Source organism: Burkholderia sp. AU31624 (assembly GCF_020420065.1).
In the GTDB taxonomy this organism is placed as follows: Bacteria; Pseudomonadota; Gammaproteobacteria; order Burkholderiales; family Burkholderiaceae; genus Burkholderia.
Window position 1 is genome coordinate 181,170 of the sequence record NZ_JAIZRT010000013.1, and the last position, 19,171, is coordinate 200,340.

Sequence of the window (19,171 nt, forward strand, 5' to 3'; positions counted from 1 at the left end):
TCGGGCGGACTATATGGTATCGGCGGCGGGGGCGTTTGATCGTTCTTGCAGGGGCGGGGCGGGGCGCGGGCGGGCAGGGGCGTCCACGCGGATCGCCACGCCGCGCGGCGTGGCGATGGGAGGCGAGCTTATGCGGCTCAGCCCAGTGGCCAGTTCAGGATCGCGATCCCGTCGTTGTAGTCACCGTCCGTCCCGTCTTCCGATCCGACCAGACCGAAGTAGGTCTTCTTGAAGATGTCGACCTGGCGTGAGCCGATCTTCGACGGCTTGCCGTTCGCCGTCACGACCACGCGCACCTTCCCCTTGCCGGAGTTCACGATCTGCGTGTTCAGGTTCGCGTCCTGCGTGCCGGCGCCCTGGAACGTCGCGGCCGGTTTCGGGTTGTCGTCGACGAAGACCTCGATCGTCTGCTGCGCCGACGAATTGACCAGCGCGGTCACGCCGAACGCGATGTTCGGCGGCAGGTTGAAGACGCCGTCGCGTTCGCCGCCGCCGGTCGTCGTGGGATCCGGCTGCGTGGGTTGCGGCTGCGGCGTCGCTTTCGAGAAGTAGTTGACCACCGCGCCGACGCCGAACTTCGCCGCCGCGCCGGGCAGCACGCCGGGCGCGCCGGCCCACGTCACCGTGCAGGCGACCACCTGACCGGCCGCATCGGCCTTCACCTTGTTCTGCCAGCTGCCGACGTCGAAGCTGTACGGGATCGTCGCGATATCGACGAACACGTCGTATTGCGGCAGCTTTTCCACGAGCTGCGCGGTCATGAACTGGCGCATGCGGTCGAGCACCGCCTGGTCGCCGTTCGCCTGGACGGCGGTGGCATCGTTGCCGGCGAGTTGCAGCAGGGCGTACAGATCGTCATGGGTAAACGGTTGTGACATGTCGTCCTCGTCTCGATGAAAGGTCTCGCGTTGCGCGGCCGGTGAATGGATTTCGCCGTTGCCGCGCACGGAGTACAGCAGTGGAACTGCGACTGACTGCTCGAATGAATCGGTTCGCAATGTGGAGTTGGCCCCGTCGCCATTGGGGATTCGACCACGGCGCGCACGCCCTGCCGCGCCGTGAATCGTCGTGCTCAGCCCAGCGGCCAGTTCAGGAACACGATGCCGTCGTTGTAGTCGTCGTCGGCGCCGTCTTCCGAGCCGACGATCCCGAAGTACGACTTCTTGAAAATGTCGACCTGCCGCGAGCCGAGCCGCGACGGCTTGCCGTTCGCCATCACGATCACGCGCACGCGCCCCTTGCCGGAGTCGAGCACCTTGGTGCCGAGGTTCTGGTCCTGCACGCCGGCACCCTTGAACGTGACGGCCGGTTTCGGGTTGTCGTCGATGTAGATGTCGATCGTCTGGTCGTTCGCGGCATTCGTGAGCGCGGTGACGCCGAACTTGATGTTCGGCGGCAGGTTGAACGTGCCGTCGCGCTCGCCGCCGCCGCCGATCGTGCCGCTACCCGTGCTACCCGAGCCGCCCGCGCTGCCCGGGGTGCCACCCGCGCCAGCTTCACCGCCGCCGCTTCCACTGCCGGACGACGACGATTGCGCGGCCGTATCGCCGATCGCGGACAGGCTCGCGTACGAATCGATATGCATCGCGCTGCCGCGCACGCTTTTCCACTGGCCCTTCACGAACGTGACGCCGGTGCCGACGTCGATCGTCGCGACGAGCGTGAACGGCATGCGCCCGGTGGCCTCGGGCACTTTCGACGAATAGGTGAAGCAGCCGTCCGCGACGACGCCTTTGTCGGTCGAGATCGCGAAATAGATGCCGGGGAAATTGTTGCCGGTCGCGTACGGCGTCGGCACGTTGAGGATGACCTGCAGTTTCCCGTCTCGAATCTCTGCCTTGGCGATGTCGATGTACAGGCCCGGGATGTCGACGTAGGTTTCCGAGGTCGCCACGGGGGCGCTGACGATCGAAGCCGAAAGGAGGGGCATGGATGTCTCCGTTGGTAGGGCGGGTTTCGATGCAAAAAGGGGGCGGTGCCGCTGAAGGCGGCGCATAACCGCCGGCCGGCCCGGAGACGGCCGGCGGGGGTGGGACGTCAGATGCGCGCGGGTGCGCGTCAGGTCAGCCGATCGGCCACTGGAGCACGACGATGCCGTCGTTGTAGTCGCTGTCGTGGCCGTCTTCCGACACGACGATCCCGAAGTTGACCGTGTACGGCGAGCCGTCCGATTTCTTGCCGTTGATCGGCGCGAGGCGCGCGTCGGTGGCCGACGGCTTGCCGTTCACCGACACTTCGAAGCGGATCTTGCCGTTGCCGGAATTCAGCGTCGCTTCGCGCGTGCCGTCGCGCGTCGTCAGCTTGTGATACGCGGCGGGTTCCTTGCTGTCGCCGATAAACAGCTTGATGTGCTGCTGCTCGGCGGCATTCGCGAAGAAAATCGCGCGAAAATCGGTATTCGGCGGAATCGAAAACTCGCCGGCGCGATTGGATGACGTTTGAGAATCGGCCATGCTTTCCTCCTGAGGAATGATGGATAAGGCTTACAGCTATGTCGCGCAAACGTTTGCCGTTTGAAATGCGACGTACCGAGCATGCCGAAAAATAAATAAAAAAATAATCGACGGGGAATGGCCATTGTTCAGAAAATCGAAAATGGCGGCTAATCGATTTAATGAACTGCGTTTAATCGAAGGTGTTTCGATATATTCGAGAAACTATATCGACGGGCGTATCAATTTCCTGAACGATGCGCGGTTGCGCAGGCGGAGCGGGCGGGGAGGGAGGCGGGGGCAATCGGGCTTCGGCGCGGACGCTCGGTGTTCGCATATGGCAGCGTTGGTTTCAACATCAGCATCTCGGTCGTGGCCGCGCCCACCGGCCACCACCGAACGCCCACACCGAAACCCGATTGTTTGCTACAGGAGGGGGTGCGGCAACCGGCGAAGTACGTAGACCAACTCACTCCGAACGTGAACAGGGGCCTCACCGGCGCCGCACCCATGAAGCATATCGACGGGGCGGCGCGCCGCCTATCGGACAGGACTGATTCTGAGCGAACAAATTCCGCGCCATGTGCGCCTAGCCCGTTGACAGCCCCCATCCCCCTGTGATCTGATTTCGGCCATGCAAGCCGCCCAGCCCCTCTTCTCGCTACGACTACTAGCCCGTTTCTCCGGGCTGGGTCTGCGGCTGCGCGCTTTCCATCTGCTTCTTTCCTGAAGCGCCAGATTTCCCCCGCATCATCGACCTGGCCCCGGTTGTCGACCGGCGCCTGAGTTCGTCCTTCTTCCGAATCGCTCCGCTCCGTCCCGGTCGCACAACCGCCAAGGCTGTCGCTCGCCGTACCGCTTTGCCGTTGTGCCGTTTGCTTGCCGCTTTCACCCGCTTTCACCCGTTTCTACCGCTGCGCGCGCAGCCTGCCACCCCGACGGATGGCCAGCGCGCCGCGGGTTCCCGACCCACCGACCGAGGACCGAACATCATGATGCTGAAGAACCCCGCGACGAAGTACCGACCGTTCACGCCCGTCAACCTGCCGAACCGCATGTGGCCGACGCGCACGATCACGCAAGCGCCGATCTGGATGAGCACCGACCTGCGCGACGGCAACCAGTCGCTGTTCGAGCCGATGGACGCCGCGCGCAAGATGCGGATGTTCAAGATGCTGGTCGCGATCGGTTTCAAGGAGATCGAGGTTGCGTTCCCGTCGGCGTCCGAGACCGACTTCAACTTCGTGCGCGAGCTGATCGAAGGCGGCCACATTCCCGACGACGTGACGATCGAGGTGCTCACGCAGGCGCGCGACGACCTGATCGAGCGCACCTTCGACTCGCTGCGCGGCGCGAAGCGCGCGATCGTGCACCTGTACAACGCGACCGCGCCGGAATTCCGCAAGATCGTGTTCGGCCTCGACCGCGACGGCGTGAAGACGCTCGCGGTGAACGCCGCGCGCACGATCAAGCGCTTCGCCGACGCCGCGACCGACACGCACTTCACGCTGCAATACAGCCCGGAAACCTTCACGGCGACCGAGCTCGATTTCGCGAAGGAAGTGTGCGACGCCGTGTTCGACGTGTGGCAGCCGACGCCGGCGCACAAGGCGATCGTGAACCTGCCGGCCACCGTCGAAGTCGGCACGCCGAACTTCTACGCGGACCAGATCGAATGGATGCACCGCAACCTCGCGCGCCGCGACGCGCTGATCGTGTCCGTGCATCCGCACAACGACCGCGGCACCGCGGTGGCGGCGGCCGAACTCGCGGTGATGGCCGGCGCGGACCGGATCGAGGGCTGCCTGTTCGGCAACGGCGAGCGCACCGGTAACGTCGATCTCGTCACGCTCGCGCTGAACCTGTACACGCAGGGCGTCGACCCGGGCCTCGACTTCTCGCAGATCAACGAAGTCGCGCGCACGTCCGAGGAATGCACGCAGTTGCCGGTCCACCCGCGCCATCCGTATGTCGGCGACCTCGTGTTCACCGCGTTCTCCGGCTCGCACCAGGACGCGATCAAGAAGGGCTTCGCGGTACAGCGTGCCGACGCTGTATGGGAAGTCCCGTATCTGCCGATCGATCCGAACGACCTCGGCCGCACGTACGACTCGATCATTCGCGTGAACAGCCAATCGGGCAAGGGCGGCATCGCGTATCTGCTCGAACAGGGCTACGGCGTCGCGCTGCCGCGCCGTATGCAGGTCGATTTCAGCGCGGCCGTGCAGCGCCTGACCGACGAGAGCGGGCACGAGGTGACGAGCGCGCAGATCTGGTCGCTGTTCCAGCAGGAATATGTCGAAAGCGATGCGCCGCTGCGTTACGTCGGCCATGAGCTGACCGAGCGCGACGGCCGCGAGTCGATCGTGCTGACCGCCGACGTGCACGGCGAGCGCCGCGTGCTGCGGGGTGAAGGCAACGGCCCGCTCGATGCGCTGATGCATGCGTTGCGTACGCCGCTGCGGATCCAGCACTACGAGGAGCGTGCGTTGTCGCAAGGCGCCGATGCGAAGGCGATCGCGATCGCGGAACTGGCCGGCACCGGCGTGCGCGGCAGCGCGTTCGGCGTCGGCATCGACGCGAACCTGACGACAGCGTCGATCCGCGCGGTGATCAGCGGCATCAACCGCGCGTATGCGCGCGCGGACGAAGCGGTGCAGGCGATGTTTTTTGGCGTGCAGCCTGCGGTGAAGGCGGTCGCGTAAGCGGGGGCCTTGGCGGCCGCGCCGGGGGTGACCGGCGCGGCTGCATCGTCGTCCGTGCGGTTGCTGCCACACGATCCTGCGCGCGCGGCACGCAGTTCCGCCTTCTTGAAATCCACCTGCGCGCGGGTCTTCGCGTCGCGATGCTTGCGCGACGGATACACCCGAAACCTCTTCCGCCCGGTCATGGAATCACGATACGGTTCGCGATGGCGCGGTATCCGGCAGCGGTGTTCGTGTTGAAGGGGAAGAGGAAAGCGTGACGGGGACGGATGGACGATATTGAGGCCTGACATACCTGACAGGCGATGACTTCTCGTAATGGGCGTATCGTGCATGCGCGCGCGAGGCTGTTCTCCCGCGCCTATCACCATGAGGAGTGCGGCATGTCGAAGGATGATTCCCTGAGGGGACAGATCAAGGAACAGGCCCAGGCAGCGGATCGCCACAATCTGGCGCGGCCGGCTGCAAACGGCGCGCTGTGGGCGCGCGGCCTCACGACGCAACGGGTCGCTGACCTGTTCAGAACCCTGCAGGGGTTGCCGGGGCACTGGATGCAGCTGCAGAACGAGGTCAACGCCGGGAATCGCTATTTTTACGGCGTGCAGAACGGCAGTGTGACGACCGACGAAGGGAAGGCGCTGATCCGCTGGATCGCCCAGGCGGTCGTGAGCGCCGCCGGAGAGGCGCAGTTCGACTTCCCGTTGCAGCAACTGCGTTTCACCGCCGACATGGGCTGGCTCAAGCTCCAGCGTGTGCAAGGGCGTGTGATGGTGTTTTCGCAGCCTTGACGACGAAGACGCGTGTGCCGGCACGTCGCTAGACGGCGACCGGCTCCCACGACAGCAATGGCGCAAGCGTGCGCGCCTGCGGGATCCGGGCGATCGTATCGAGCGCGGCTGCCTCCAACTGGCGGCGCTGGGCGATGTCGCGGACCAGTTCGACACAGGTATCGACCAGCGCGTCATAAGGCGCTGCGCGGAATCCGGCCACATAGTCGGGATCGATCGCCGTCGTCGGCGATACCTCGCCGACAATCGCCTTGCCGTTCGTCATCAGATAGAACGCGCGTACGACTTCGAAGATGTGTGACGCGTAGTGATGCAGGTTCAGCACGACCTTCGCACGCGCGATGTACGTATCGCGTTCAGCGCCATAGATGCCGCCGCTGACGATCCCGACCTTGAGCCCGCGTGCCTGCAATGCGTCGAGCACCGCCGCGCGGCGCGGACCGATCGTCCCGTAGAACAGCACGTCGATATCCTGCCCGACGTCGTTCGGAATGCGGCGCAGCTTCGGATGAAAACCCACCTTCAGATAACGGGCGTGCCCGATGCCGAGCGCCTTCAGCTTCGCGAGATTGCGTTCGCTGTAATCCCAGGTTTCGTAGCGCGACGCCCAACGATAGATGTTCTCGTTCCACGGCTGCTCGTCGACGTGAATCTGCTCGGTGTTGACGATGATCGTGTCGTCCGGCACGTGGTCGGTCAGGCCCGGATCGGCGAGATGGCAGCCGATCAGGATGTTCCTCGCGTCCGACATCATGTTGTTCTCGTGGCAATGCACGACGTGGCCGAGATCCTCGAGTCCGTATGCGATGACTTCGGTGAGTTCCGTGAACGCGCCGGTGTGTGCATAACCGGGCGGGCGAACGAGGCAGATGTTGTAGTCCATGACGCGTCCCGTTCCGGTCAGTGGGCGCGATCGCGAAGATCGGCGACGACTTCATCGAGCACGGGATCCCAGTCGGCGAACGTCTTCTGCCGATACAGCGACGCGGTCGGATAAAACGGGCTGTCGCGTCGGTCGCGCTGCCAGACCCAATGCGGATTGGCATCGAGCAATATCCATGTGCGCTGGCCGAGCGCGCCGCTCAGGTGCGCAACCGACGTGCAGACCGTGATCACGAGATCGAGCGCGCCGACGAACGCCGACGTGTCGTCGAGCGTCTTCCACTCGCGGGTCATGTCGGTCACGTTGAAGCCGGCCGCGCACGCTGCCTCGACGTCGTGTTGTGCGCCGAGCTGCAGCGAATAGAACGCGACGTCGTCCTGCATGCCGGTGAACGCATCGGCATAACGTTCGAGGCCGACGCGACGGAAGCGGTTGCGCGCATGCGTGAGGCTGCCTGTCCATGCGAGGCCAACCTTCATCCGCTTCTCGCTGGAGAGCGCGTGACGCCATGCATTGGTGGCCGCAGCGTCTGCATGAAGGTATGGCGCCGATGCCGCGAGCGCGTCGCCGTCGAGGCCGAGCATCCACGGAACGCTCATCAGCGGCAGTTCGTAATCGTGTTCGGGCAGGCGGTCGACGCGCGTAGCGGTGTCGAACAGGTCGACGTGATGACGCAGGCTTCGCTCGATCAGTGCGCCTGCCTGCGGAAACGTATTCCACGCGATGCGTCCGCCTTCGCGATGCACGCGCTCGGCGAGCAGCGGGACGTAACGGCAGAACTGCAGCAGGTCGCCGATGCCTTGTTCACCCCACAACAAAAGCGTTTTGCCCGCGAGCGGTTCGCCGCGCCAGCGCGGGCGAGGAAAGGCCGGCAGGCCGCCGCTGAGTTCTGACGAGCCTTTCCAGCGTGCCTCGTAAAGCGGCCAGCCTGCTTCGAAATCGCCACGCGCGAGCGTCAGCAGGGACAGATTGTGGCGATACGACGCATTGTCAGGCGCGAGCGCGACGGCGCGTTGCGCGTGGTGTTCCGCTTCGTCCCAGCGCTGCGCTTCCTTCATCACGAGCGAGATGTTGTTTGCGGCGAGCGGATCGTTCGATGCGAGCGCCGCGGCGCGCGTGGCCGCGCGTTGGGCGCCGTCCAGATCGAATCGGCTCATCCGCGTGACGATCGCGTTCGTCCACGCGCGGGGATCGTCAGCGTTGTCGTCGAGTGCGCCTTCGATCAGCGCATGTTCGATATCGGGATCACCGTCCGACATCCGGATCGCGACCGCGAGATTGTTCTTCAGCGAAGGCCATGCGGGCGCCAGGCCGAGTGCGTGGCGGTATGGCGCGATCGCTTCGTCGTGACGGCCCGCCATCTGAAGCGCGTAGCCGCAATTGAATGCCGCGGCGGCCGACATCGGGCGAAGCCGCCAGTGCAATGCAGCGAGTTCGACCGGCCGCTCGATATCGCCACGGTCGATCATCGTCTGCGTCGCCGTGACGATCGCGTCGTCGTTGGTATCGGGCGACGCGTCAGCGTTGAGCAGGTCGAGCGTCATCGCGTCGTCGAGCGTGTCACGCAGCTGCGGGAGGGGTGCGAGGGCGGGCATGTCGTGCGGGGTGATCTGCATCTGAAGTCGCTCCGTAAAGCCGCCGCGCAGCGAGGCGTGGATCGGCGGCATCGTCAATCGGGGCGGCCGCCGACGGTTCGCTTGGCGAAAACCGGGGCCGGGTGGCGTGTGGGCTGTCGTTCCGATGTCGGCGGACACCCGTTGCCGTGTCGGAATCCACTTTATGCAGTCGTCCCCGACAACTAAATCGGACAAGTCCTAAATGGATTGGATATTTGGAACATATCGTCCTAAATAATCCTGTTTGCCACCCGGGACGGACCTTGGGGCGGATTCGGTGGAGCACAAGCGTGGCGCTGTAGGCCCAGTCCGATTTATGCGAGACAGCCGCATCACGTAAGACCCGTCCGATGGAGATCGGTATCGCACACCTTTTTAATACAACCTGTTCCTGCTGGCACCGTTCGGCATCCATACGACAAGGAGTATTGAAAATGAGCGACGCAGATCATCTGGTGAAGGGCGCGGTGCTGGGCATGATTGCCAGTGCAGCGGCGGTCGCGGCGATTCATTTCGTCGTCGAGGTCGGCACGCGCTGGAACGCGAGCGGCCTGAACGTGACCCTGGTGACCGCGCTGGCGATGGCGCTGTTGCTGCTTGTGCCGCCGCTCGTCGCCGCATGGCGCAACCGGGCCGACGTAGTCGATCCGTTTTTCGAACCGGCGGCGGTGAAGCCGTTGCTGCAAGGGCGGACCGTCGGCATCGTGCTGGGTATCGTGTTCGGTATCTCCGTCGTGACGGGGTGGCAATGATGAACATGCCCGTTACCGACCGACCGGGGGCCGTCGATACCGCGACCATGCCCGCGACCGAACCTGCTCCCGCAGCGCACCCGCTTTCCGTACGCGGTACGCTGCGCGTCATCTCGCTGAATGACGCACGCGGCCGCCGTGACACGTTTCGCGCGAACAACCCCGACCTTGATTTCGCATTCATCGACGCAGTGGACGGGGGCGCGCTGTTGGATGACGACATTGCGGCGAGCGGGCTGTTCGCCCCCGGCCTGCCGTACACGCGTGGGGCAATCGGCGTGGCGATGACGACGCATCGGCTGTGGACAGAGATTGCATCCGGCGACGCGCTCGTGACGATCGCCGAGGACGACGCAATCTTCCGTCCCGATTTCAACGACGTGCTCATGCAGTTCCTGCGCGCGCAGCCTGATCGTCTCGACTTCATCGCATGGGGCTACAACTTCGATTCGATCTTGCGTGGCACGCTTTTCAACGATCGCACGCCGGTGACGATGCAGTTCGACGCGGCGGCGCTCACGCGTGCCGTCGACGATTTTCGTATCGACCGCGGTCCCGCGTTGATGATGAACCTGCTCGAGTTCTACGGGATCTGCGCGTACACGATCTCGCCGGCCGGTGCGCGGTTCCTGCTCGATCGCTGCTTTCCGTTGCAGCCGGAGACGCTGTTTTCGCACGGGCTTGGCCGTCCGATCGCGAACTATGGCATCGACGTCGCGATGAACAAGTTCTACGGCGCGATGCGCAGCGTGGCTGCCTTTCCGCCGCTCGCCGTGACGATGAATGTGCGCGAGACGTCGACGATCCAGCAGGGGTGAACATGAACGCATGCATGCGCCCGACGATCATGGATTCGACGCAGAATCGGACCAGGCTGATTGTGCGGTGGACTGCCGTGCTCCGACAATGGAGCCATCGAGTGGTCGATTGGAGTCCGCCCGATACCCCGTGTACGAAGCCTGGCTTCGTTGGACGCGCTGCCCGGCCCCGGGCAGCGTATTTTTCGCCGGACGAGCGCTCGTCTCGACCGCGCGGTGCGTGCCGGACGGACACGCGTGAATGCCCTGCGGCGGTCGGTGGGCTCGGCCGCTCTTCGGCCGATGAGGTCGCAAGTTGGGAGAACGCTGCCAGATGCGAGCGCAGGGCATTCACGCGTGTCTGCTGGTGGGCCGCTGTGTGCTTGCCGCGAGTCGGCGTCCCTCGCCCGTGTTTGCCTCTCGTCGCTGCGCGGTACCTGGCCGACCGGCCTGTGCCCGTCCCGTTTCGTTGTGCGTCTGTCCATGCGAATGCCGATGGCGATGCCGCAGTTTCCCTCCTCGCCGCGGTGACGTGCGGCATTCCTACCTCTCGATGAAGGACCTTCCGATGAAACATCACTTTCCAGTCATTTACACGCTGATCGCGCTCGCTTGTGCCTGCGGTGCACCGATCGCCCGCGCCGCCGGCACGAAAACGGAAACGCCGCTGCCGCCCAGTGTCGAAGCCGTCGTAAACAACGTACCGATTCCGCATGTTGATATCGACGAGCGGGTCAAGGCGTCGGGCCAGCCCGATTCGCCCATGCTGCGCGAGCAAATCAAGCGCGACCTGATCGTTCAGCAACTGGTCGAACAGGCGGCCGACAAGGCCAACTACGGCAGCCGTCCCGAAGCGGTGAAGGCTGCGATGCGGGCCCGCACGGTGGCCGCGTCGGAGTTGTTCCTGCGCGAGCAGGCTCGCCCGCAACCGGTGACCGACGCGCAGGTGAAGGCGCGCTATGACCAGATCATCGCGAATGCCGGCCAGTTCGAATACCGCGCCGAAGTGGTGGCAGTGGCCGATGCGGCGACCGCGGCGGCGGCGATGGCCGAGCTGAAGAAGGGCGTGCCGTTTGAAGCGATGGCGAAGCAGTACAACACGGCACCTAACGCCGGCGTTGCCCAATGGGCCGAACTGCGCACGCCGATCGTCGAAGGCAAGACGGGCGGGATGGATGTGCCGCTCGCGCAGGTGATCACGTCGATGAAGCCGGGCACGGTCACGGGCCCGTTCGCGGTCGGGAAGGCCTTTGCGATCGTGAAACTCGACGAGAAGCGGCCGACCGTTGCACCGAGCTTCGAGGCGGCGAGGAACGTGCTGCGCCAGCAACTCGAAACGCAGGCGCAGCAGCGCGCGATGGCCGCGCTGGTGGAGAAGCTCGGCTCGCAGGCAACGATCCAGCAGTAAGCGCGAACCCGGATACCCCGGGGATTCGACCGAATCATCGCGCCAGCCGCTGCCGTTATCCACGGCAGCGGCATTTTTATGCGAGTGCCGAACGAAGAATCAGCCTGGTCTGATAGGTTGTGACGGTTGTTGACGCTAAATTGAACGGGTGTGGTACCGGAGGGGCTTTGGCGGCGGCCGCCGGGCCCGGTCGTAGCCTTGCTATTCGTGTGATAGCACTACTCCTAACGCTGCCTTATGCGAGCGCCGAAGATATTCCGGTTACCACACGCCTCCCTTCGCGATGTTTCGCCGGCAGTCAGGCGGCGACCGTGATGCCGGCCGACCGAGAGCGTCGCGCAGGCTGCACGACGATTTCGACATGCTGGCCCAGCGATACCAATGCGTGCATCAGCCGTTCGAGCGAAATGTTCTGCAGCTTGTAACGGCGCACCGGGGATACTTTCGGCATGCGTCATGCCGGTGATCGCCGCTGCCTCGATTTGGCTCAGGCCGCGTCGGTCGATCAGTTCGTTGAATTTGAGCGCGAGCGCCGCTTTGGCCGACAGTTCCGCGCCCTCGTCGAAACCCAGGTTCAATAGCACGTTGTGGGTGCCTTGGGGACAGTCATTGCGATTCATCATCGATCTCCCGCTCGCCCGTGACGGACAAACACTGCTTTCAACCGTTTCGTGATCAGTTCGACGTCTGGCTTCGGTGTCGCAATACCGGACGTCGATTTCTTCTGGAACGCGTGGAGGACATGGACCGAATCGCTTACGCACACGGCGTAGACCGCCCGGAAAGTATCGCGGCGATGATCTTCTCGTCGCTCATATACCCCGGAAACCAATCCCTTCCAGGGCTTGGCCGAGTCAGGCGTGCTGCCCAGCTGGACGATGAACAATGCCACGCCCATGTCTTTCTGTACGTCGGCAGGGAACGTTTTGAATTCCTTCTTCGACGAACCTTCCCAGTACAGAAGTTTTCGTTTCCGATTTACATTTATATCCGTTCGGATATAAATGACACGTGCCGGAATCCGCGCGATTGTGTCGCGGAAATCCGGCAACTTAGAAAAAACCCCGGAATTTGTGCGCCCGTTGATTCATCGGGCAGCGTTAGGGCTATCGTTTCGAACTCGTGGCCCAGAGGCGCTTATCTATCGGAGTCGAAAGCGCCCCTTGCCAATGTTCAGCCGACTTCACCGACCGTCAGACCGAAACCGTGATACCCGACGGCCCCGATTCCCCCACTGGCCGCACCACGATTTCCACATGCTGGCCGAGCGAGGCGAGCGTCACCATCAGCGTTTCCAGCGAAACGTTCCGAAGCCTGTCGCGCTGCTCGGGGGTGACCACCGGCCGGGTCATCTCGGCCAGCGCGGCAGCCTCTTCCGCGCTCAGGCCGCGCGACGCGATCAGCGCATTGACCTTCAGCACGAGCGCGGACTTGGCCGCCAGTTCCCCGACATCGTAGAAGTCGAAATCGGCCGGGACGTCGTCGGGGTATTGATTCGGGGCGTCGTGGTTCATGGTGCTTCTCCTGCCATCACCGATTCCAGTTGCCGTCCCGTTGCGGGATCGTCATCGGGGCGTTCGTGCCTGACGCAATGATCGCCGCCCGCATCATCGATCGGGGTAATCACCAGCCGCTTGTGCGATACCTCGATCTGCAAGCGTTGCTCGGGATCGAAACCTGCCGCCTCGATCCATCGGCCGGACAATTTCGTCCACAGATACATCACAGGCGGTGCCATGTCGGTCAGCCTGACGTGCGGGACGAGGCGGCCAGAGTGAGAGGACGATTGCGGGGAAAAAAAGCAATCGCGGAAATACGTCGGTGCGTTATGATTCGCGCCAGCCATGGTCAACTCCTTAGTTGAGTTGGTTGTGGTCAGCGGCCCGCAGGTGTTGTTCTCACCGGCGGGCCGCGCTCGTTTACGCAGCAGATTTCGATCGCCATTCCGTTGCATGATTGGCATGTCGAAATGACTGAACATCCGAAGCGAAAACGTGCAACCACTCTACCGAGATCGACTGCTGTCTGATATCGGTCTTGTACGGTTTTATCGACGTTGGCCATTCGGCCGATGCCTTGTATCCTTGATGGTCAACGATTTCAGGGCAGTTGCGCTGGCGCACCGCTTCGTCACTTCATCGCAGATATGTCAGAAATAGTGTCGACCGGTTGTTGCGACTCGCCAGCCGCACGTCGCACGAGGATCTCTTTCGCGTCGTGCCGATAGCGTTCGAACTCACGCGCGAACGCCGCGGCGTCGCCCGCCAGCGCCAACGCTTCCATCGATGCACAAGCCGCGGATATCTCGTGCTCGCCGATCATCGCGAACGCCCCACGCATGCTGTGAATCTCCGTGCGGGCCGCTTTCAAGTCCCCATCCTGGAGCGCGCGTGCGATTGCGCCATTCGACCGGTATGCGGTGTCGGAAAGCACCTTGTGCAGATCATGGGGCAGCGGCCCGTGCCGGCGCGACGGCGGCGGCGAATGAGCCGCCTGCGACGGCCCGGTGTGCTTCGTGATCGCCTGCTCGAGCGATTTCAACGACGTCGGCTTCGCGACGATCTCGTCGATCCCCGCTTCCCGCGCCAGACGCAATTCGTCGGGCTCGGCATGTGCCGTCACGGCGAGAATCGGCCGTGCACGGCCCCGCTCACGCAACACCCGCGCAAACGCATAGCCATCGAGCCCCGGCATGTTGAGATCGGTCATCACGAGCGCATAGTCGTGTCGATCGACGAGGTCGAGCGCTTCCGCGACGCTCGACGCGACATCGGCCGGATAGCCTAGAACGTCGAGCTGGTCGTGGATTAGCGAACGGTTCACCGGGTTGTCGTCGACGAACAGCACGCGGGCGTTCGGCGCGTCTGCTCCTGCATCCGCGCGTGCCGCACCCGGCCGGTGATCGAGCGGCAGCGGCAGCGTAATGACGAACGTCGAGCCGACGCCCGGCACGCTGTCCACCGCAATGTTGCCGCCCATCGATTCGACGAGCTTGTGGCTCAACGCGAGCCCGATGCCCGTGCCGCCGAAACGTCGTGCGATCGATTTGTCGGCCTGCGCGAAGGGTTCGAATACGTGCGCGAGCTGGTCGGTCGTCATCCCGATTCCGGAATCGCTCACCCGGATCGTCACGGGCGTCGCAGCGACCGCTGATGCCGATACGGACAGTGCCACCGTGCCGCGATCCGTGAACTTGATCGCGTTGCTGACCAGGTTCACGACGATCTGCCGCACGCGCATCGGATCGCCGACATAGGCATGCGCGACGGCCGGGTCGATCTCCATGCGTAGCGCGACGCCCTTGGCGGCGGCCATCGGCTCGAACAGGTCGGCAATGTCGCGCATCAGTTCGTCGATGCGGAAGCTCGTGGCTTCGAGCGTCATCCGGTCGGCCTCGATCTTGGTCATGTCGAGCACGTTGTTCAACATGTCGAGCAGCATTCGCGCAGCCGACGTGACCGCATGCAGGCGCGGCTTCTGCCGGCTCGGATCGGGCGCCTTGTCGAGCAGTTCAAGATTGCCGAGCATGGCGTTGAGCGGTGTACGGATTTCATGCGTGATGGTCGCGAGAAACGTCGATTTCGCACGATTCGCGCTGCCGAGCGCACGCTCGGTGTCGGCGCGCGTCGTCATGTCGGAGAAGCTGCACAGTAGCGTGTTGCGCCCCTTGTAGCGCGTGCGGACGAAATTGACGCCGAGGTCGCGGCTGCGCCCGTCGGCGAGCATCACCGGCAATTCGACGTCGAGCTGCACGGGCGCACCGGCCGCGCGCTCGCGGTAGCACGCCAGCAGGCGCTCGGGCAGCGACGGGGCGCTTGTCTCGTTCTCGTACAGCTCCATCATCCGGTTGCGCATCAGTACCTCGCGCGTATCGAGCGAGACGAGACCGATGCCGAACGGCGCGGTCGAGATGATCGCGCGGCTCATCTGTTCGCTTTCGAATACGCGGCGCGAACGGCGGAACAGCGGTGCGAACATCGTCAGGTCGAAGACGACCACGAGTGCCCACAGCACGGCCAGCATCGACGCGGCCGTGCCGAACTCGCGGAGCATTGCCGGCCAGATCGCGTGCGCGATCGTGCGCCACGAATACGCGTAGACGATCGCAAAGCCGGTATCGGAAAGCCGGTCGCTGACTGTGAATATCCCGTCGTGATAGCTCGTGAAAAAACGGTCGAATCCGCGTTTCCAGTCGCCGTTTGCGAGCGCGCGGCGCATCAGGGCCGCGCCGTCGGTCGACGCGCCGGTCCGGTCCGCGCTCAACAGGAGCCGGCCATCGTCACCCACGAGCATGGCGACCGAATCGTCCGGCGCCTGCGCGAGACGGTCGGCGATCACGTCGACGTCGAGATCGCTGACGAACGTCATGAAGTGGCGCGGACCGTCGAATGCCGGCTCGACGAGACGGAACACCTTCCGGTCGGTCAACGGATCGACCGCCGGCGTCTGCCATGCGATCCGGCGCGTGATGCGCCAGTGACGGGCGATCGCGGGATTGCTCCAGTCCGCCGCGTCGAGCGCGAGGCGATCGGCCAGGGCATGCGTGTCGGGCACGCCGATCCGGGCAAGCAGGTCGTGGTATGGCGTCGATGGCGGCGGCGTGATCGCGATCACGCGGTGATCGGGGCTGTATGCGAAACCGCTCTCCGGGAGCCCGGTCTGTCGTTCGGCGGCCGCCATGGAGATCGTCAGCCGTTCCATCAGCTGCACGTAGCGATCGCTCGCGCCGCTGGTGGCCGCGTCAGGCGTTGCGGCGACGAAGATCTCGCTGAGACCGGGCATCGGCGCCAGCACGACGTGCCCGTCGCGGCGAAGCGCGTCGGCCGGGCCCTGCGCGTGCGGCGGATGTCCGCTCCACAGCAGTTCGGCATTGATGACCGCGCGGCGCATCGACGCCTGTTTCGCGTCGATTTCGAACTGGACGAGCGCCTTGTGCGTCGCGAACAGCTCGTGACGCTTCGCGATGTAGTCGCGTGCCGATCCCGCAAGCAGGATGCCCGTCGCGGACAGCATCACGAGCGACAGAAGGATGGCGCCACCGTACAGCGTGAAGCGGTGATAGCGGTTCAGCAGGCTCAGGTCGCGCGGCTCGTGGTCGGTCGACGCGAACGGTGCGCTGGCGTCCGTTGGGGATGCGAAGAGATGTCGGATAGGCATGGGACGAACACCGGTGAATCAATGCACAAATCGGGAGTCGCGAGTGGTCGCGCGGCTAAGGCCGCGACGTAGCCAGGGCGCGACCGTATCCGGAAGTCGGGGCACGCGTCTGGAGAACGCGACACAGGCTAGGGATCGAGAGAATTATCGGGATAGCGCGATGGCGAGTATGTAGGGCAGTCCGAAATGAACGATCGCGATAACTAGGACTAGTCCGATTAGAAGGGTAGTTTGTGCGCCGCGCTTTATACGGCTGCCGTGGCGTGCATGTCAAACGGAATTGAGTGGGAGAGGGGCGTTGCCAGGTGTCGTCGTGCCTGTCTGAATGTAAAGCAAGGTCATATTAGGACCAGGCCTACAAAATGAACGTCGACCTGTCCTGGCGTCTGATTAACGGATTGACAGCGAAAAAATATATTGCCTCGGGTGGACGTGGATCGTCCTTCAAACCTTTTCTCACTCTGAGGCAATTGACATGAACAAGTCGTATCGGACCGTCTGGAATGCATCGACGGGCACGTGGACTGCGGCGGCCGAGACGGCGCGCGCAAGCAAGAAATCAAAGAGCAACTCGACGATGCGGTCGTCGGTGACGGCCGCGGTCGCTGTGATGGCGGGGGTAGGTGGTGTCGCCATGTCGGCCGATGTGAGCGCGCAAACGCTGCCGACGGGTAACGGCGGTCTGGCGCTGTGCGGGCCGAGCAGCGGCTTGGCCTACGGTCCTGGTGGTTCGGTAGGTGTCGGGTCTTGCAATCTGACGACGAGTCCTTACGCACCTGGTCACGAAATGGCGTTCCAGCTGACCAATAACGCGGCGGCGAACGGGGGGACCACGGGTTCTGCTTCGGACAAACAGTACTGGGCGAATATCGTCGGAACGAAGGACGGCAATATTTTCGTCAACGGCGGTTCGGGGATCCATTTCTCCGGGGCGGCGGATTTCGACAGCAACGTGAGCATGACGAACAACCGGATCACCAACCTGGCCGCGGGTACGGCCGGCACGGATGCGGTCAACGTCAGCCAGCTGAACGCGGCGATTGCGAACGTTTCGACGACCAACCCGTACTTCAAGGTTGATACGGCCTCCGGCGCCGACGCTGCGCAAGCGGGCGTCGGCGCATTTGCCGCCGGCGCGAACGCGCAGGGTGTTGGCCAGAACGCTGCTGCGATCGGCAACAATGCTTCGGCAAGCGGCATGAATGCGACGGCAATCGGCATTTCCACGTCGGCTACAGGCGCCGCGAGTACGGCGCTTGGCATGAGCGCCAAGGCGACGCAAAGCCACGCGACTGCATTGGGCGTCGGCGCCAGCGCGGTGGGTGTGAATTCGATTGCGCTCGGCGTGAACGGAACCGCGTCCGGCATGGGCTCGGTCGCAATCGGTGAAGTCGCCAGGGCGTCCGCAGACGGGGCCGTGGCACTGGGGACCGGCTCCGTCGCCGATCGTGCCAACAGTGTTTCCGTCGGTGCGGCGAACGCGCAACGCCAGATCGTCAACGTGGCTGCTGGTACGCAGGACTCCGATGCGGTCAACCTCGGGCAGCTGAATGCAGCAGTCGCGAATGTTTCGACGAGTGGTAACCGGTTCATTAACATTGCGACGGGCAGTTATGCAGCTGACGCTCCTGCAGTGGCCGCAGGCAGTGCGACCGCGATTGGCGCGAATGCGAGCGCAACGGGCATTTCGGGCGTAGCGTTGGGCGGGAACTCGGTGGCAAGCGGAAGCAGCACGGTGGCACTCGGTACGCTGGCCAACGCGACGGCGACGGATGCTACCGCGGTTGGCGTATCCGCACGTGCAACGGGAAATGCCGCGACGGCGATGGGCCGGAGCGCACAGGCGACCGGCAATAATTCGACCGCGCTTGGGAATGCAACCAGCGCCGTTGGGGCTGGGAGCATCGCGCTCGGCAATGGCTCCGTCGCGAATCGCGGGAACGCTCTGTCGATTGGCAACGTGGGCGCAGAGCGTCAGATCATCAATGTGGCTGCCGGTACGGCGGCGACCGATGCGGTGAACGTGAGCCAACTGACGGGCGTGACGGCAGCGCTCGGCGGCGGTGCCGCGATTGGCACGAACGGTAGCGTGACGCAGCCGACGTACTCGGTGGATGGCAAGGACTATCACAACGTGGGTGATGCGCTCGACGCGCTGGCATCGAGCGGGATCGGCAATCCGAACGCAGTGATATACGACGACGCAACGAAGGGTTCTGTGACGCTGGGCGGCACGGGTGCAACGACGCCTGTTGCATTGTCGAACGTGAAGGCAGGCACTGCCGATACGGACGCGGTGAACGTGTCGCAACTGAAGGACTCGGGCCTGATCGGCGACGACGGCAAGGCGATTGCCGCAGTGACGTACGACCGCAACGCGGACGGTACGCCGAACCTGGGTTCGGTGACGCTGGGTGGTGAGGGTTCGACGACGCCGGTCGCGCTGAAGAACGTGGCGGACGCGAAGGACGATCACGATGCACTGAACCTCGGCCAGCTGAAGAACGCAGGCCTGGTGGGTGAAGATGCCAACGGCGATCTGACGTCGGCGGCGGTGACGTACGACACGAATGCGGACGGCACGATCAACCACGACAAGGCGACGCTGGCTGGCACGGACGGCACGACGCTGT

General features: G+C 64.0%; 15 protein-coding genes and 1 pseudogene. 6 read left to right on the forward strand and 10 right to left on the reverse strand.

Going from position 1 to position 19,171, the window contains the following annotated elements:
• Nucleotides 1–137: 137 nt before the first annotated feature.
• From LGM89_RS35175 to LGM89_RS35185, 3 genes are all read right to left on the reverse strand, one after another.
• Nucleotides 138–878: a fucose-binding lectin II gene (locus tag LGM89_RS35175; RefSeq protein WP_226207479.1), complete on the reverse strand. Its 741-nt coding sequence runs from the start codon at nucleotides 876–878 to the stop codon at nucleotides 138–140.
• Nucleotides 879–1,072: 194 nt separating this feature from the next.
• Entirely contained in the window at nucleotides 1,073–1,930 is an 858-nt protein-coding gene (locus LGM89_RS35180; RefSeq protein ID WP_226275551.1) for a fucose-binding lectin II, read from the reverse strand.
• A gap of 133 nt (nucleotides 1,931–2,063) precedes the next feature.
• Nucleotides 2,064–2,453 (reverse strand): fucose-binding lectin II, encoded by a 390-nt coding sequence (locus LGM89_RS35185; RefSeq protein WP_043178912.1) that lies wholly within the window; start codon nucleotides 2,451–2,453, stop codon nucleotides 2,064–2,066.
• 974 nt (nucleotides 2,454–3,427) lie between these two features.
• On the opposite strand from LGM89_RS35185, the gene leuA reads away from it, so the two are divergent.
• Together leuA and LGM89_RS35195 are read left to right on the forward strand one after the other, a co-directional pair.
• Entirely contained in the window at nucleotides 3,428–5,137 is a 1,710-nt protein-coding gene (leuA, locus tag LGM89_RS35190; RefSeq protein WP_179254951.1) for a 2-isopropylmalate synthase, read from the forward strand.
• A 383-nt stretch (nucleotides 5,138–5,520) separates the two neighbouring features.
• Nucleotides 5,521–5,925 carry a hypothetical protein gene (locus tag LGM89_RS35195; RefSeq protein WP_011356516.1) on the forward strand — a complete coding sequence of 135 codons (405 nt, stop codon included), beginning with the start codon at nucleotides 5,521–5,523 and terminating at the stop codon, nucleotides 5,923–5,925.
• 28 nt (nucleotides 5,926–5,953) lie between these two features.
• Here LGM89_RS35195 and LGM89_RS35200 read toward each other — a convergent pair whose 3' ends face one another.
• Together LGM89_RS35200 and LGM89_RS35205 are read right to left on the reverse strand one after the other, a co-directional pair.
• On the reverse strand, nucleotides 5,954–6,808 hold the full coding sequence (locus LGM89_RS35200) for a hypothetical protein (protein ID WP_226275552.1): 855 nt from the start codon (nucleotides 6,806–6,808) through the stop codon (nucleotides 5,954–5,956).
• A 17-nt stretch (nucleotides 6,809–6,825) separates the two neighbouring features.
• A complete protein-coding gene (locus LGM89_RS35205; protein ID WP_226275553.1) occupies nucleotides 6,826–8,424 on the reverse strand; it encodes a tetratricopeptide repeat protein in 1,599 nt (532 codons plus the stop codon).
• Between the two features lie 434 nt (nucleotides 8,425–8,858).
• On the opposite strand from LGM89_RS35205, the gene LGM89_RS35210 reads away from it, so the two are divergent.
• The 3 genes from LGM89_RS35210 to LGM89_RS35220 all read left to right on the forward strand — a co-directional run bounded on the left by LGM89_RS35210 (nucleotide 8,859) and on the right by LGM89_RS35220 (nucleotide 11,381).
• Nucleotides 8,859–9,176: a hypothetical protein gene (locus LGM89_RS35210; protein ID WP_089497949.1), complete on the forward strand. Its 318-nt coding sequence runs from the start codon at nucleotides 8,859–8,861 to the stop codon at nucleotides 9,174–9,176.
• A gap of 47 nt (nucleotides 9,177–9,223) precedes the next feature.
• On the forward strand, nucleotides 9,224–9,994 hold the full coding sequence (locus LGM89_RS35215) for a glycosyltransferase family 25 protein (RefSeq protein ID WP_226275554.1): 771 nt from the start codon (nucleotides 9,224–9,226) through the stop codon (nucleotides 9,992–9,994).
• A gap of 547 nt (nucleotides 9,995–10,541) precedes the next feature.
• Nucleotides 10,542–11,381: a peptidylprolyl isomerase gene (locus LGM89_RS35220; RefSeq protein ID WP_089497947.1), complete on the forward strand. Its 840-nt coding sequence runs from the start codon at nucleotides 10,542–10,544 to the stop codon at nucleotides 11,379–11,381.
• 298 nt (nucleotides 11,382–11,679) lie between these two features.
• Here the strand turns inward: LGM89_RS35220 and LGM89_RS35225 are convergent.
• The 5 genes and pseudogenes from LGM89_RS35225 to LGM89_RS35245 form a co-directional block, all read right to left on the reverse strand.
• Nucleotides 11,680–12,001: pseudogene (locus LGM89_RS35225) on the reverse strand (helix-turn-helix domain-containing protein).
• Nucleotides 12,001–12,369 carry a type II toxin-antitoxin system RelE/ParE family toxin gene (locus tag LGM89_RS35230; RefSeq protein ID WP_089498206.1) on the reverse strand — a complete coding sequence of 123 codons (369 nt, stop codon included), beginning with the start codon at nucleotides 12,367–12,369 and terminating at the stop codon, nucleotides 12,001–12,003. The pseudogene LGM89_RS35225 and the gene LGM89_RS35230 overlap by 1 nt, the downstream one beginning before the upstream one ends.
• Nucleotides 12,370–12,574: 205 nt before the next feature.
• On the reverse strand, nucleotides 12,575–12,895 hold the full coding sequence (locus tag LGM89_RS35235) for an XRE family transcriptional regulator (RefSeq protein WP_089497946.1): 321 nt from the start codon (nucleotides 12,893–12,895) through the stop codon (nucleotides 12,575–12,577).
• Entirely contained in the window at nucleotides 12,892–13,362 is a 471-nt protein-coding gene (locus tag LGM89_RS35240; RefSeq protein WP_226275555.1) for a SymE family type I addiction module toxin, read from the reverse strand. Before LGM89_RS35240 ends, LGM89_RS35235 begins: the two co-directional genes overlap by 4 nt.
• Nucleotides 13,363–13,511: 149 nt before the next feature.
• Nucleotides 13,512–16,538: a sensor histidine kinase gene (locus tag LGM89_RS35245; protein ID WP_226275556.1), complete on the reverse strand. Its 3,027-nt coding sequence runs from the start codon at nucleotides 16,536–16,538 to the stop codon at nucleotides 13,512–13,514.
• A gap of 475 nt (nucleotides 16,539–17,013) precedes the next feature.
• On the opposite strand from LGM89_RS35245, the gene LGM89_RS35250 reads away from it, so the two are divergent.
• Nucleotides 17,014–19,171, forward strand: a 2,158-nt coding sequence (locus LGM89_RS35250; RefSeq protein WP_264172754.1) for an ESPR-type extended signal peptide-containing protein, incomplete at its 3' end; no start/stop codon positions are given.